Origin of the sequence: Salinisphaera aquimarina (assembly GCF_042643355.1) — a bacterium.
Taxonomy (GTDB): domain Bacteria; phylum Pseudomonadota; class Gammaproteobacteria; order Nevskiales; family Salinisphaeraceae; genus Salinisphaera; species Salinisphaera aquimarina.
On record NZ_JBHRSS010000004.1, the window covers coordinates 193,388 to 206,670 of the forward strand.

General features: G+C 64.5%; 12 protein-coding genes. 2 read left to right on the forward strand and 10 right to left on the reverse strand.

Annotated features, from left to right (window positions below; translation table 11 throughout):
- Positions 1-75: 75 nt before the first annotated feature.
- From clpA to ACFOSU_RS11270, 5 genes are all read right to left on the reverse strand, one after another.
- Positions 76-2,334, reverse strand: coding sequence for an ATP-dependent Clp protease ATP-binding subunit ClpA (clpA, locus tag ACFOSU_RS11250; protein ID WP_380689621.1), 2,259 nt, complete (start codon positions 2,332-2,334; stop codon positions 76-78).
- 60 nt (positions 2,335-2,394) lie between these two features.
- On the reverse strand, positions 2,395-2,727 hold the full coding sequence (gene clpS / locus ACFOSU_RS11255; RefSeq protein ID WP_380689623.1) for an ATP-dependent Clp protease adapter ClpS: 333 nt from the start codon (positions 2,725-2,727) through the stop codon (positions 2,395-2,397).
- Between the two features lie 326 nt (positions 2,728-3,053).
- Complete coding sequence (plsX, locus tag ACFOSU_RS11260; protein ID WP_380689625.1) at positions 3,054-4,064, reverse strand: phosphate acyltransferase PlsX; 1,011 nt, start codon at positions 4,062-4,064, stop codon at positions 3,054-3,056.
- Between the two features lie 56 nt (positions 4,065-4,120).
- Entirely contained in the window at positions 4,121-4,303 is a 183-nt protein-coding gene (rpmF, locus tag ACFOSU_RS11265) for a 50S ribosomal protein L32 (RefSeq protein WP_380689627.1), read from the reverse strand.
- A 37-nt stretch (positions 4,304-4,340) separates the two neighbouring features.
- Positions 4,341-4,877, reverse strand: coding sequence for a YceD family protein (locus ACFOSU_RS11270; protein WP_380689629.1), 537 nt, complete (start codon positions 4,875-4,877; stop codon positions 4,341-4,343).
- Positions 4,878-5,021: 144 nt separating this feature from the next.
- Between ACFOSU_RS11270 and ACFOSU_RS11275 the strand changes: the two genes are divergently transcribed.
- Positions 5,022-5,615, forward strand: a complete 594-nt coding sequence (locus tag ACFOSU_RS11275; RefSeq protein WP_380689631.1) for a Maf family protein — start codon at positions 5,022-5,024, stop codon at positions 5,613-5,615.
- A gap of 12 nt (positions 5,616-5,627) precedes the next feature.
- On the opposite strand, the gene ACFOSU_RS11280 is transcribed toward ACFOSU_RS11275, so the two are convergent.
- Positions 5,628-6,278: an HAD family hydrolase gene (locus ACFOSU_RS11280; protein ID WP_380689633.1), complete on the reverse strand. Its 651-nt coding sequence runs from the start codon at positions 6,276-6,278 to the stop codon at positions 5,628-5,630.
- Entirely contained in the window at positions 6,275-7,162 is an 888-nt protein-coding gene (locus ACFOSU_RS11285; RefSeq protein ID WP_380689635.1) for an RluA family pseudouridine synthase, read from the reverse strand. The genes ACFOSU_RS11280 and ACFOSU_RS11285 overlap by 4 nt, the downstream gene beginning before the upstream one ends.
- A 374-nt stretch (positions 7,163-7,536) precedes the next feature.
- Here ACFOSU_RS11285 and ACFOSU_RS11290 point away from each other — a divergent pair, with 374 nt between their 5' ends.
- Complete coding sequence (locus ACFOSU_RS11290; RefSeq protein WP_380689637.1) at positions 7,537-10,887, forward strand: Rne/Rng family ribonuclease; 3,351 nt, start codon at positions 7,537-7,539, stop codon at positions 10,885-10,887.
- A 134-nt stretch (positions 10,888-11,021) separates the two neighbouring features.
- Here ACFOSU_RS11290 and ACFOSU_RS11295 read toward each other — a convergent pair whose 3' ends face one another.
- Genes ACFOSU_RS11295 through lpxK form a run of 3 tightly spaced genes read right to left on the reverse strand, consistent with a single transcriptional unit; the run spans position 11,022 to position 13,280 of the window.
- The gene (locus tag ACFOSU_RS11295; RefSeq protein ID WP_380689639.1) at positions 11,022-11,537 is read right to left on the reverse strand and encodes a low molecular weight protein-tyrosine-phosphatase; all 516 of its coding nucleotides are present in this window, start codon (positions 11,535-11,537) and stop codon (positions 11,022-11,024) included.
- Positions 11,530-12,285 (reverse strand): 3-deoxy-manno-octulosonate cytidylyltransferase, encoded by a 756-nt coding sequence (gene kdsB, locus ACFOSU_RS11300; protein ID WP_380689641.1) that lies wholly within the window; start codon positions 12,283-12,285, stop codon positions 11,530-11,532. The genes ACFOSU_RS11295 and kdsB overlap by 8 nt, the downstream gene beginning before the upstream one ends.
- Positions 12,282-13,280 carry a tetraacyldisaccharide 4'-kinase gene (lpxK, locus tag ACFOSU_RS11305; protein ID WP_380689643.1) on the reverse strand — a complete coding sequence of 333 codons (999 nt, stop codon included), beginning with the start codon at positions 13,278-13,280 and terminating at the stop codon, positions 12,282-12,284. Before lpxK ends, kdsB begins: the two co-directional genes overlap by 4 nt.
- Positions 13,281-13,283 lie beyond the last annotated feature (3 nt).

Here is a 13,283-nt window from a genome sequence, read left to right on the forward strand (position 1 = left end):
CTCACGCGAAAACAGGCACATCATCAAAAAAGGCGGCCCGCTAGGCAAGCCGCCTTTGTCGTCGTCCGGCCGATGTCAGGCTTCGGCGGTTTCCTTGGGCGATACATCCAGCTGCAGTTCGTCGCCGTCGACACGAACCACCACCTGTCCACCGCCTTCGAGGCGGCCGAAGAGCAGTTCCTCGGCCAGCGGCTTCTTGATGTGCTCCTGGATCACACGGGCCATCGGGCGTGCGCCCATCTTTGCATCGTAGCCGCGCTCGCCCAGCCAGTGCCGGGCTTCGTGCTCGACGATCAGTTCCACACCGCGGGACTCCAGCTGCGCTTCCAGCTGCAGCAGGAACTTGTCGACGACACGTTCGATGACGTCGCCTTCCAGCGGCGAGAACTGAATGATCGAATCCAGGCGATTGCGGAACTCCGGCGAGAAGCCACGCCGAATGGCTTCCATGCCGTCCGTGCTGTTGTCGCTGGGATTGAAACCAATGCCGCGGCTGGCCATCTGCTCGGCGCCGGCGTTGGTCGTCATCACCAGAACCACGTTGCGGAAATCCGCCTGCCGGCCATTGTTGTCGGTGAGCGTGCCGTGATCCATGACCTGTAGCAGCAGGTTGAATATATCCGGATGCGCTTTCTCGATCTCGTCGAGCAGAACCACGGAATGCGGCTGCTTGGTGACCGCCTCGGTCAGCAGCCCGCCCTGGTCGAAACCGACGTAGCCGGGCGGCGCGCCGATCAGGCGCGACACCGTATGCCGCTCCATGTATTCCGACATGTCGAAACGGATCAGCTCGACACCCAGATGCAGCGCCAGCTGACGCGTGACCTCGGTCTTGCCCACACCCGTAGGGCCGGCGAACAGGAACGAACCGATCGGCTTGTCGCGATTGTCGAGCCCGGAGCGCGACATCTTGATCGCGCTGGCCAGCGAACCCACAGCCTCGTCCTGGCCGAAGATCACCAGCTTGAGATCGCGCTCGAGCGTCTTGAGCACGTCACGATCGTCGCGCGAGACCGCCTTGGAGGGGATACGCGCGATACGCGATACCATGTCCTCGATATCACGCACCTGAACCGTCTTGCGGCGTTTGCCCGACGGCCGCAGACGCAGGCGCGCACCGGCTTCGTCGATGACGTCGATGGCCTTGTCCGGCAGATGCCGGTCGTTGATATGCCGGGCCGACAGCTCGGCGGCCGCTTCCAGCGCGGGCTGGGTATAGCGCACCTGATGATGTTCCTCGAAGCGATCCTTGAGACCGCGCAGGATCAGCACTGTCTCGGCCACGCTGGGCTCGGGCACGTCGATCTTCTGAAAACGGCGTGCCAGGGCACGATCCTTTTCGAAGATGCCGCGGAACTCCTGGTAGGTGGTCGCGCCCATGCAGCGCAACTCGCCCGATGCGAGCTTGGGCTTGAGCAGGTTCGAGGCGTCCATCACGCCACCCGATGCCGCGCCGGCGCCGATGATGGTGTGGATTTCGTCGATGAAGAGCACCGCACCGGGCTGCTTGCCGAGTTCGGAGAGCACGCCCTTGAGCCGTTTCTCGAAATCGCCGCGATACTTGGTGCCGGCGATCAGCGCCCCCAGGTCGAGTGCATAGATCACGCTTTCGCTGAGAATCTCGGGCACCTCGTCCTGCACGATCAGACGCGCGAGGCCTTCGGCGATCGCGGTCTTGCCGACACCGGCCTCGCCCACGAGCAGCGGGTTGTTCTTGCGACGCCGGCACAGCGTCTGGATCACGCGCTCGATCTCGTGATCGCGCCCGATCAACGGATCGATATCGCCCTCGGCCGCCTTGCGGTTGAGATTGGTCGCGTACAGCTCGAGCGCCGACTTGCCGTCGCCACCCTCTTCCGCGCTTTTTTCGGTGGTCGCATTCTGCTCGGCGTTCTCGCCGTCGGCCTTGGACATGCCGTGGGAGACGAAATTGACCACGTCGAGCCGCGTGACTTCCTGCTCGTTGAGCAGATAGACGGCGTGCGATTCCTGCTCGGAGAAGATCGCGATCAACACATTGACGGCGGTGACCTCTTTCTTGCCCGACGACTGCACGTGATAGACGGCACGCTGGAGCACGCGCTGGAACCCCAGCGTCGGCTGGACTTCATGGTCCTCACCGGCGGGCACCATCGGCACATGCGTGTCGATATAGCTTTTGAGTTCGCGCTCGAGACGCGCGATATCCGCGTTCACGGATTCCAGCACCTCGATGACCGCCGGATTATCCAGCAGCGACATCAGCAGATGCTCCACCGTCAGCATTTCGTGATGCTGGCGCCGCGCCACCATGAAGGCAGCATCGAGAGCGGTTTGCAGTTCCTGACTGAGCATTTTGCGTCCCCGAACGTGACGTTCGATTGAGGCCAGATCTGACTTAGCGAATCGCGACGATCAGGCTTTTTCCATAGTACACAAGAGCGGGTGTTGATGGGCACGCGCGTGGTCGTTGACCATCGCCACCTTCGTCTCCGCAATCTGAGCAGTAAACGTGCCAGCCACTGCCTTGCCGCGGGTATGCACCGTCAGCATCACCTGCACCGCCTGCTCGCGGTCAAGGTTGAAATAGGTCAGCAGCACCTCGACCACGAACTCCATCGGCGTGTAGTCATCGTTATGCATGATGACCTTGTACAGCGGCGGCTGCTTGGTCTTGGGCTTGCTGGTCTGGACAACGGTTTCGCCATCATCCTCGACAGCTGGCTTGGGTTTATCGGTCTGACTCATCACTGTCCCTCGGCTCGCGCGGGGCTGGCGTCCTGCCAGCGCACGTCGCGGGTCGCACCCAAATTCACAATACGCAGGATATAGGGATTTGGGAGCGTGAAATCAATCGCGAATCGTCGCGTCACGGCATCGATGACCGCCTCACGCCCCGGCCGGCCGGAGAATCCAGGCCCGGCCAATACGCCCGCTTCGCGCCAGCTGAAGCAGACCCAGCAAGACCGCGCGCAATACGCATTCCCGATGCCCGGCCCAAGTCGTCGAGCCGAGGGAGTCTGCCTATACGCACCCCTGACAAATCACGATGCGCGCCGTGATCGACGGCCCGGTCACTCGCCCAGATTCTCGGCCAGCAGCTCGCGGATGCGTTCGGGTACGCGCTGCTCGACTTCCATGCGCGCCACATTGATCGCGCTGGCGAATGCCACCGCGTCGGCATCCCCGTGCGACTTGATCACGGTGCCCTGCAGGCCGACGAATGTCGCGCCGTTGTACTGACGCGGATCCACGCGCAACCGGAACGCCTTGAGCACCGGCAGGGCAAAGAAAGCCGCCGTGCGGGTCAGCGCGTTGCGGGAGAACTCCTCGCGCAGGAACTGGGCGATCAACTTGCCGAGCCCTTCGCTGGTCTTGAGCGCCACATTGCCGACAAAGCCGTCGCAGACCACCACGTCGACATCGCCGATATAGATATCGTCGCCTTCGACGAAACCGATATAGTTGAGCTGGCTGTCCGACAGCAGCTTGCCGGCCTGCTGGATCTGCAGGTTTCCCTTGATCTCCTCCGCACCGATATTGAGCAGGCCCACGCGTGGTGATTCGATACCATGCACCGCGGTGGCCAGCACGGCCCCCATCACTCCGAACTGAAACAGCTGCTCGGGGGTGCATTCCGCATTGGCGCCGAGGTCGAGCATCAGCGTGTGGCCGCGCTGCGACGGGATCGGGGAGATGATCGCGGGCCGGTCGATACCGGACAGGGTCTTGAGCACGAAGCGCGCCGTCGCCATCAGCGCGCCGGTATTGCCCGCGGACACGCAGGCCTGCACCTCGCCGCCATGCACGAGGTTGATCGCCACGCGCATGGACGAGTCTTTCTTCTGGCGCAAAGAGCGCGCGGGCGATTCGCACATGCCCACGACCTCGCCCGCGTGGCGTACCGACGCGCGCTCGGCATGGGCCTTCTTGCGATGACGGGCGATCTCGGTCTTGAGCGCGGCCTCGTCGCCCACCAGCACGATCTCGAGATCCGCGTGCGCCGCCAGGCACGACAGTGCGGCATCGACGGCCACACGCGCGCCGCGGTCGCCGCTCATCGCGTCGACGGCTATACGTGTCATGGGAAGTGACCGCCGGACACCCACGCGAGGTGGCCGGCCGGCGGTCTAGTCGGCAGCTACGCTTCGTCGCCGATATTCACGACCCGGCGGCCGCGATAGAAGCCGTCACGCGTGACGTGATGGCGACGATGGGTTTCGCCGGTGGTCTGATCGATCGACAGCGTGGGATGCACCATATGATCGTGGGTACGGCGTTTGTCGCGCTTGGAGCGGGATTTGCGGTTTTTCTGGACGGCCATGGCGTATTACGTCTTCCAGCGTTTTTAAGAAAATCGGTCAATCGCCGCGCTTGAGCTGACCCAAGACCGCGAACGGATTGTTGTGTTTGTCGTCTATTGCCGGTTCCGGCGTGCCGGCCACATGCTCGTAGTTTGACACGCAGTCGGGTCGACCACATCGCGCCACCGGCGGCAGCGCGAGCAGAAGCTCGTCGCTTACCATCGTGTGGAGATCGAGTGTATCGCCCTCCGCCAGAATCGGCTCATCTGCGCGCGGCACGTTGGCCGCGGCATCGTCGTCACCCACGACCACACCCGCCACCGCGACGGACATGTGCTTGTCGAAGGCCTCGAGGCAACGCTGACAGGTTAGCGTCAATGTCGTCTCGATCGAGCCGGCGACGTTTACACGCCGCTGGCCATCTTCACTGAACCGCAGGTGCACGCGTACCGCACCACTAGCGTCCGCGCCGGCCGCCATCTCGGCGATCATGCGCGGCAACTGGGATAAGTACAGCTCGCCGTCGATTTCCCGTTGCTGGGTGGCCAGCCGTCGGAAGTCGACGTGGTGAGCCAGCGTGCCCGGCGTGTTCATGGCGCGCGATATTAGGGGTGAAAGCCCCTCAAGTCAAAGTATTCGTGGCGCCGAGCGACTGTGTCGCTGCGCTGTGCGATGCGAAATATCGCCGCCGATCGTTTATCCTGCGCGTCCTCCGGTTTCGGTAACGGCTTGTCGAGCATGAATGCACAACACACCCCTTTATTGATCCTGGCCTCCAGCTCGCCGTGGCGGCGCCAGCTGCTGCGTCAGTTCCAGATCCGTTTTGAAGCCACGTCACCGGAGATCGATGAAACGCCGCGCCCCGGCGAAGCACCGATCGACCTTGCGCGTCGGCTGGCTCAGACCAAGGCGCAGAGCATCGCCCAGGCCTGGCCTGAAGCGGTGGTGATCGGGGCCGACCAGGTGGCGGACGTCGCCGGCGAGATTCTGGGCAAACCCGGCACTATCGCGCACGCGAAGGAACAACTGCGCAAGCAGTCCGGTCAGTCTGTCGCCTTTCATTCCGGTCTATGTGTATGCGGGCCGAACCTGGCCGGGCCGCTGGTGACGGTCGAAACCGTGACTACAAGGTTTCGCGAACTCAGCGACGCTGAAATCGACCGCTATGTCGCCGCCGAGGATGTGACCGCAACCGCGGGCAGTATCAAGTCCGAAGGTCTGGGGATCACGCTCGTCGAGTCGATCGAATCGCGCGATCCCTCCGCCCTGGTCGGCCTGCCGTTGATCACCCTGCGTCGTTTTCTGGCCGAGGCCGGCATTACCGTCCCTTGATCGCTATACGGATCAGCGGCTGAGCAGCCACGCCGGCAGTTGCTCGACGGTGTCGAGCACATCCAGCGCCCCGGCCCGCCGCAAGCGAGCACGGTCATGCACGCCACAGGCCACGCCGACCCCGTCGACCCCCGCAGCAGCGGCCATCGCCATGTCGTATTCGGTATCGCCGATCATCAGGGCGCGCGCCGGTTCGGTGGCCGCGCGCAGCAGAATATCCTCGAGCATGTCGGGTGCCGGCTTGGGTACCGACTCGTCGGCGCAGCGCGTAAAACGAAAGAAATCGGCGGTCGCGGTCGCCGCCATGGCGGCATCGAGACCGCGCCGGCCCTTGCCGGTCGCCACGGCCATGACATAGCCCTCGGCTCGCATCGCCTCGAGCGCCGCCATCACCGGTTCGAACAAGCGTGCCTTGCTGCGCTGCATGCCATAGCGTGATCGATAACGATCAATACGCGCCCGTACCGCCTGCGGGTCGAGATCGGGGAAAAGACGCGCCAGCACGTCGTTGAGGCCCAGCCCGATCAGTTCGCGCATCTGCTCGGGCGTGCGCTCGGGCAGGCCGGTGCTCTGGATCGCCTGCTGCATCGCGGACACGATCTCGCCGGCGGAATCCATGAGCGTGCCGTCCCAGTCGAATACGAGTAGCTCGTAGCGCTTCATTCTCCGGGCTCCAGGCGTTCGAGCACGGTCGCCAGATCGCTAGGCAACGGCGCGTTCAGATCAAGCCGTTGGCCGGCGTAGTCCATCTGCAGATTTTCGGCATGTAGGAACATGCGTTTGAGCCCCTGTTCGCGCCAATCCGCCAGGCGCTCGTTGATACCGTATTTCTCGTCTGCCGCGACCGGATGCCCCATATGCGCAGCGTGCACCCGTATCTGATGGGTGCGGCCGGTGCGAATTTCCACCGCCATGAGCGTGGCATCCCGGTAATAAGCCATTGGCGAGAACACGGAGATGCTCGCGCGCCCGCGCACGCGATCCACTTCCACCATGCGTTCGCCGCTACGCTCGTTGTCGCGTGACAGCGGCGCATCCACCTCGATGTGGCCATGTCGCCACCGGCCGTCGACCAGCGCAAGATAGCGCTTGCGGGTCGAGACATCGTTGAGCGCGGCGCGCAGACCGTCGAGCGCGCGCCGCGAACGCGCGACCAGCAGACAGCCGCTGGTCTGGCGATCCAGGCGATGCACCAGTTCCACGTATTCGCCGCCACGCGCCACCCGCAGCACTTCGATCAGACCGAAGCGCAGCCCGCTACCCGCATGGACCGCCAGGCCGGCCGGCTTGTTGAACAGCAGATAGTCGTCGGTTTGCGCGGCGAGCGCTCGATCGACCCGCTGCACGAGCGCATCCGGCGGGCGGCCCGGGCCGGGTCGCTCTTTCTGGCGCACCGGCGGCAGCCGCACCTGGTCGTGCTCGGCCAACCGGGTGCTGGGCTTCGCGCGGCCACTGTTCACGCGCACTTCGCCGCTGCGGATGATCTTGTAGATCCGCGATTTCGGAACGTTCTTGAATACGCGCAACAGGAAATTATCGAGCCGCATGCCGTCATCGTTCGCATCGATACGGACATGGCGTACTTGAGCGGGTGCCGTAGTCAGATTACACTCCCAAGGTCGAGCCGATAAAGCAGCCTGCCGAAGCACTTACCGCGCGGGCTGAGTTCGCCGACCGACAGTTATATGCCACACGCTGCGTCGCTTGGGCCAAAGCCTAGCATGGCCCTCCAGCCCAGCGTGTCCTCCGCCAAGAGTTATTAATCCATTCATGCGCTCCTGTCTTTTTGTTGTCGCCTACCGCGTAATCCTTCTCGCCCTCCATGGGCTGGATAAGCGCGTCAACGCGGCAGCCGTCGCGTGCTTGCGTCTACCGCAAGCGGCGATCGCCAACAGTCGAGCGCCCGTAGAGATCCAATTGCATGAAACGCATCCTTATCAACGCCACGCAGCCCGAAGAGCTGCGCGTGGCCATCGTCGATGGCCAGAAACTTCATGATCTAGACATAGAGGTCGGCAGTCGCGAACAGCGCAAGGCCAATATCTACAAGGGCCGCGTGACGCGCGTCGAACCCAGTCTCGAAGCCGCCTTCATCGATTACGGCGGCAATCGCCACGGTTTCCTGCCGCTCAAGGAAGTCGCCAAGGAATACTTCGACAAGAACAAGAGCAAGAACGGCGATGCCGGCAACGGCAAGGACAGCATCAAATATGCGCTGTCCGAAGGCCAGGAAATCATCGTCCAGGTCGAAAAGGAAGAACGCGGCAACAAGGGTGCCGCGCTTACCACGTTCGTCAGCCTGGCCGGGCGCTACCTCGTGCTCATGCCGAACAATCCGCGTGCGGGCGGCGTGTCACGCCGCATCGAGGGCGAGGAACGCAACGAACTGCGCGAGGCGCTCAACCAGGTCGAAGTCCCCAATGGGATGGGCGTGATCGTGCGTACCGCCGGTGTCGGTCGGTGTGCCGAGGAACTGCAGTGGGATCTGGATTATCTGGCCCAGGTCTGGAAGGCGATCAACGAAGCCGCTGAGGATCGCAAGGCGCCCTTCCTCGTCTATCAGGAATCCAACGTCATCATCCGGGCGCTGCGTGACTACCTGCGCGACGATATCGGCGAAGTCGTCATCGACCAGGACGAAATCTACGCCACCGGCCGCGAATTCATGCAGCAGGTGATGCCGCATGCGCTCAACAAGCTAAAGTACTACACCGACGAAACGCCGCTGTTCTCGCGCTTCCAGGTCGAATCGCAGATCGAGTCCGCCTTCGAGCGCGAAGTCACCCTGCCCTCGGGCGGCTCCATCGTCATCGATCATACCGAGGCGATGACCTCGGTCGATATCAATTCGGCGCGTGCCACCAAGGGCGGCGGCATCGAGGAAACCGCATTCAACACCAATCTCGAAGCCGCCGAGGAAGTCGCGCGCCAGCTGCGTATCCGCGATCTGGGCGGACTGGTGGTGATCGACTTCATCGACATGGAGAGCAGCAAGAACCAGCGTGAAGTCGAGAATCGCCTCAAGCAGGCCGCCAAGGTCGATCGCGCACGCGTTCAGATCGGCCGTATCTCGCGTTTCGGTCTGCTGGAAATGTCTCGCCAGCGCCTCAAACCATCGCTGTCGGAATATTCGAGCCAGGCCTGCCCGCGTTGCCTGGGCCGAGGCAGCATCCGCAGCGTCGAATCGCTGTCGCTGTCGATCCTGCGCCTGCTCGAGGAAGAGGCAATGAAGCCCTCAACCGGGCGCGTCATCGTGCAACTGCCGGTGGCGGTCGCGAGTTTCCTGCTCAATGAAAAACGCGACGATATTTCGGGCGTGGAGAAACGCTCGAAGACCCAGGTCACGCTGGTGCCCAACGGCACGCTTGAAACCCCGCATTATGAAATCCGGCGCGTACGCGGTGATCAGCTCGCCGAGGACGAGAACGACGCCACCAGCTATCGGATCGATACCCATGTCGAGATCGAGAAGCCCGTCGAGCCCGATCATGCCGGTCGCGCGACCGCGACCCGTGAAGAACCGGCGGTCAAACGCGTGAGCCGGCCGGACGCGCCGGTCATCGACCGCACACCAGCACCCCAGCAGGCACAGGCTGCGGAAGCTGCCGCATCGGCAACAACGGCGGCCGCCGTTGCCACCATGACGCCCTGGCAGCAGCTCCTGGACGCTCTGCGTCGCATGTTTTCTGGTAGCAGTCCGGCGCCCAAAAAGCCCGCCAAGACCGACAAGCCGGTCGAGACCGCGGCCGCCCAAGCCAACCGGAAGAAGGCGAGCAAGGCACGTGCCGACAAGCAGGATAGCGGCACCAGCAGCGATGATGGCGCACCGCGCAAGAGCCGGCCCAGTCGCTCACGGCGCGGTGCCGACGATGGCGGCAGTAGCAACAACCGCTCACGTCGCGGCGGTCGCAATCGTCGCGGCGGCCAGAAGAACGACGGCGCCCAGGGCGACGGCCGCAAGCCGGAGCGCGGCAATGCCGGCGACAACAACGACAACGCGCGCAAGAAATCCGATCACGACAAGTCGGCCGCAGACGACAAAAGCAGCGCATCGGCCGATGGCTCGGCGAACGGCACAGCCGAGAAGCAGAAGAGCCGGTCCGCGACGCATAACAACCGCAACGACAAGGCGCCCGAAGACAACAACCGTGCTGCGGACTCTGCGGCTCAGACCGACGACGCCGGCACTACGCAGCAAGCGACCGCGAATCCGAACGCGTCGGACCGACAGAACGACGATAACAACGACAGCCAGAACAATGGCAACGGCCGTCGCCGCCGCCGTCGTGGTGGCCGCGGGCGTCGCGGTGGCCGCAACCGCAACAGCTCGGCAGCGTCCTCCGAGGACAACAACGCCAGCAGCACGAACGAAAACAACTCGGCCAGCGCCGATGATGCCGCTTCCGCGGACACGTCCTCCGAGCACAACCGTAACAGCGAGGCCGCCGACGACCGGGATACGCAGAGCACAGCGCCCCGCGTCGACGAGCAGCCGAGCGACGACGTGGATCAGACCGCGCAGACGCCGCGTCAAAGCGACGATTCACCGCTGAATGCCGACAGCGGCGAAAACAGCGCCGAGCAGCCGAAGCAGGCGCAGTCGAAAGCCAGTGCCCCGGCAAAAATCCAGGCACCGGACGACGAGGAACCGTGGTCGGCGATCAAGGCCAGCGAGAACGCGCGTGTGGCGTCTGAAAACCAGGCCGCCCCGCCGTCGGAAGAGGCTCATTCCCACGCCAGCACACAGACCGACGCCCCGACCGAAACAGCCGATGCCCCGGTCGAGACTGCAGAAACGAGTACGGATGCCACCGCCAGCGGAGCCTCGGAAAAGCCTGCTAAAGCGAAAGCACCACGGCGCCCGCGCAAACCGAGAAAGAAGCCCGAATCCGCGCCGGCAGACGAACAAGCCTCAGCCGACGACGCCACGACATCCGCGCCGGCGGCAGAGCCGCAGGGGGCGCCTGCCGGGTCGAACGATGCTGATGAGAAGGTCTCGCCCGAGCCCGCCGTGGCCACACAGCAGGTCGAGACCGAGGCCGACGCGCCTCGGACTCAGGAAGAGATCGAAGACGTGGTCATCGACACGAAAGCCGAAGACGAGAACGCACCGCAATCGTCAGAAGCCCCGAAAGCCAGGCCGCGCGCCAGGGCAAAGAGCGTGGTCGAGAAATCGTCGACCGAGGACTCCTCGCTACAACAAGTGGAGACACGCTCCGCGGACGAGGACGCCGATGAAGAAGAAGGCACCAGCGCGACGCCCAATTCCTAGCGGCAACTGAGCGTGGCATGACAAGGCCCCGCCGGCGCTGCCGTGCGGGGCCTTTTTCATGGGCGCGGTCTGCATCGCGGCGCGTAGGCAGCTTACCTTTGCCGACGAGCAGCTCGGCGACGATCAGCTACTGGCTAGCGACCGCCGGAGGGCGTCTGGAGTCGTGCTCGAATTTCATCGAGCAGTCCCGCCGCGGCGTCCTCGATCATGTCGAGTACCTGTTCGAAGCCTCGCTCGCCGCCGAAATACGGGTCGGGCACCGGCTCACCGTGAAATCGGGCGCTGAAGTCCCCGAACAGGCTTATACGAGCGTTCGCTTGGCCGGCGCGGCTGGCCATCTGCTCGAGCGCGCCGAGATTGGCGTCATCCATGGCGAGCACATAATCGAAGCGCTGCAGATCGGCCGGCGTCACCTGGCGGGCGCGCAGATCGCCGATTTCGGTACCGCGTTGGGCGGCGACCGCCGTGGCCCTTGCATCCGGCGGCTTGCCGATATGCCAGTCGCCGGTGCCAGCCGAATCGATGCTGATGCGCCCCGTCAACCCCGCCTGGGCCACGTGGGCGCGAAACACGCCGTGCGCGGTCGGCGATCGACAGATATTGCCCAGGCAGACGAACAGTACGGCGCATGTGTCCAATGGTTCATGCACTGCCCGGGCCCTCCAGCAGACGCGCCACCGCGATCAGATCCGCCTCGGTGTCGACACCGGGGCCGGGCAGCTGCGCGGCCGTGACCATCGCGATGCCGAGCTCGAGATCGAACGCTCGCAGCTGCTCCAGGGATTCATGCTGCTCGAGGGCACTGACCGGCGCGGCCGAAAAACGCTTGAGCGCGGCGACGCGATACGCATAGATGCCCAGATGCCGGTAGCCCAGCCCCATCACCTCCTGGTTGCCGCTGGCGCGATGAAACGGGATCGGCGCGCGGCTGAAATAAAGCGCTCGCCCGCTTGCACTGCTGACAACCTTGACGATATTGGGATTGACGAAGTCGGCCGCGTCGACGATCGGCGTGCGCGCGCTGGCCATGCCCGCGCCGGGATCATCCATCAGTGCCTGACCGACCTGATCGATGAGCACCACCGGCATCAACGGCTCGTCGGCCTGCACGTTGACCACGATCTGGTCGTCGCGCAGGGCCAGCGTGGTCACCACCTCGGCGATACGATCGCTGCCGCAGCTGTGATCGCTCCGGGTCATGGCCACTTCAGCGCCAGCGATCTGCCCGGCGTCGGCAATCGCCGTACTGTCGGTGGCCACGATCACGCGCTCGGCGCGGCTGGCCAGCGCCGCCCGGCAGACATGCGCCAGCATCGGCTCCCCGGCGAGCTCTCGCAATACCTTGTTGGGCAAGCGGGTGCTGGCCAGACGGGCCGGGATGACGACAATGAAACTCACGACAGATGCTTCCTCTTTGTCAGCGGCAGCGCACACAGGCGGTCCAGCAAGGCGTCGACGCGAGCCTCGCAGGCCGGCGAAAATACCAGTTCGACCGGCACCGACCAGTGACGTGCGTCGGCGAAGTCACGGCATTTTACCGCGTCCTTTTCGGTCATCAGCACCGGCAGCCCGTCATCGAAGACGATATCGGCGGCGCGATAGACGTGGTGATCCGGTTGGGCGTGCTCGATCACTTCGATCGCATGTTCGCGGAGCATCGAGAAAAACCGCCCCGGGTCGCCGATACCGGCCACGGCATGCACGGTCGCGTCTCGAAAATCGGCCAGCGGGCGCGTCCGATCGTCCACCAGCGAGACCGCGCCCACCGGCGCCAGCCAGAAATCCTCGCCCGCGCCGTGAATCAGGGATAGATCGACCCCATCGAGGCGCTCAGGCGGCTCACGCAGCGGCCCGGCGGGCAACAGCCAGCCGTTACCCAGGCCGCGACGCGAATCGGTCACCGCGATCTCGGCATCGCGCGCCAACGCATAATGCTGGAGACCGTCGTCGGCGATCACCATATCCACCTGCGACTGTTCTACAAGCGTTATCGCCGCGCGCGGCCGATCGGGGTCGACGACCACCCGCGCCGCACTACGACAGGCAATCAACAGCGGTTCGTCGCCGGACTGCGCGGACGGCGTGTCGGGCGCGACCTGCAACGGATAGCGCGCCGCCTTGCCGCCATAGCCGCGTGAGACCACCCCGACCCGGCGCCCGCGCGCCACCAGCCGCGCCACCAGTGCCAGCGTGAGCGGTGTCTTGCCGCTGCCGCCGACGGTGATGTTGCCGACGACCAGCACTGGCACCGGGACGCGCCGGCTCTTCAGCCAGCCCTGCGCGTAGGCGAGCCGCCGCAGCGCCACCACCCGACCGAACAGCCAGGCCAGCGGCTTGAGCAGCGGCCACGCGCCGTCGCGTCGATACCAGCTGCGCTCGAGTGCGCCGGCCATGGG

Bases quoted from the DNA above. Each gene is read 5' to 3' on its own strand.
- ACFOSU_RS11270 (WP_380689629.1), bottom strand. From the start codon at position 4,877: ATGAACACGCCGGGCACGCTGGCTCACCACGTCGACTTCCGACGGCTG.
- ACFOSU_RS11275 (WP_380689631.1), top strand. From the start codon at position 5,022: ATGAATGCACAACACACCCCTTTATTGATCCTGGCCTCCAGCTCGCCG.
- clpA (WP_380689621.1), bottom strand. From the start codon at position 2,334: ATGCTCAGTCAGGAACTGCAAACCGCTCTCGATGCTGCCTTCATGGTG.
- rpmF (WP_380689627.1), bottom strand. From the start codon at position 4,303: ATGGCCGTCCAGAAAAACCGCAAATCCCGCTCCAAGCGCGACAAACGC.
- plsX (WP_380689625.1), bottom strand. From the start codon at position 4,064: ATGACACGTATAGCCGTCGACGCGATGAGCGGCGACCGCGGCGCGCGT.
- ACFOSU_RS11290 (WP_380689637.1), top strand. From the start codon at position 7,537: ATGAAACGCATCCTTATCAACGCCACGCAGCCCGAAGAGCTGCGCGTG.
- clpS (WP_380689623.1), bottom strand. From the start codon at position 2,727: ATGAGTCAGACCGATAAACCCAAGCCAGCTGTCGAGGATGATGGCGAA.
- ACFOSU_RS11280 (WP_380689633.1), bottom strand. From the start codon at position 6,278: ATGAAGCGCTACGAGCTACTCGTATTCGACTGGGACGGCACGCTCATG.
- lpxK (WP_380689643.1), bottom strand. From the start codon at position 13,280: ATGGCCGGCGCACTCGAGCGCAGCTGGTATCGACGCGACGGCGCGTGG.
- ACFOSU_RS11285 (WP_380689635.1), bottom strand. From the start codon at position 7,162: ATGCGGCTCGATAATTTCCTGTTGCGCGTATTCAAGAACGTTCCGAAA.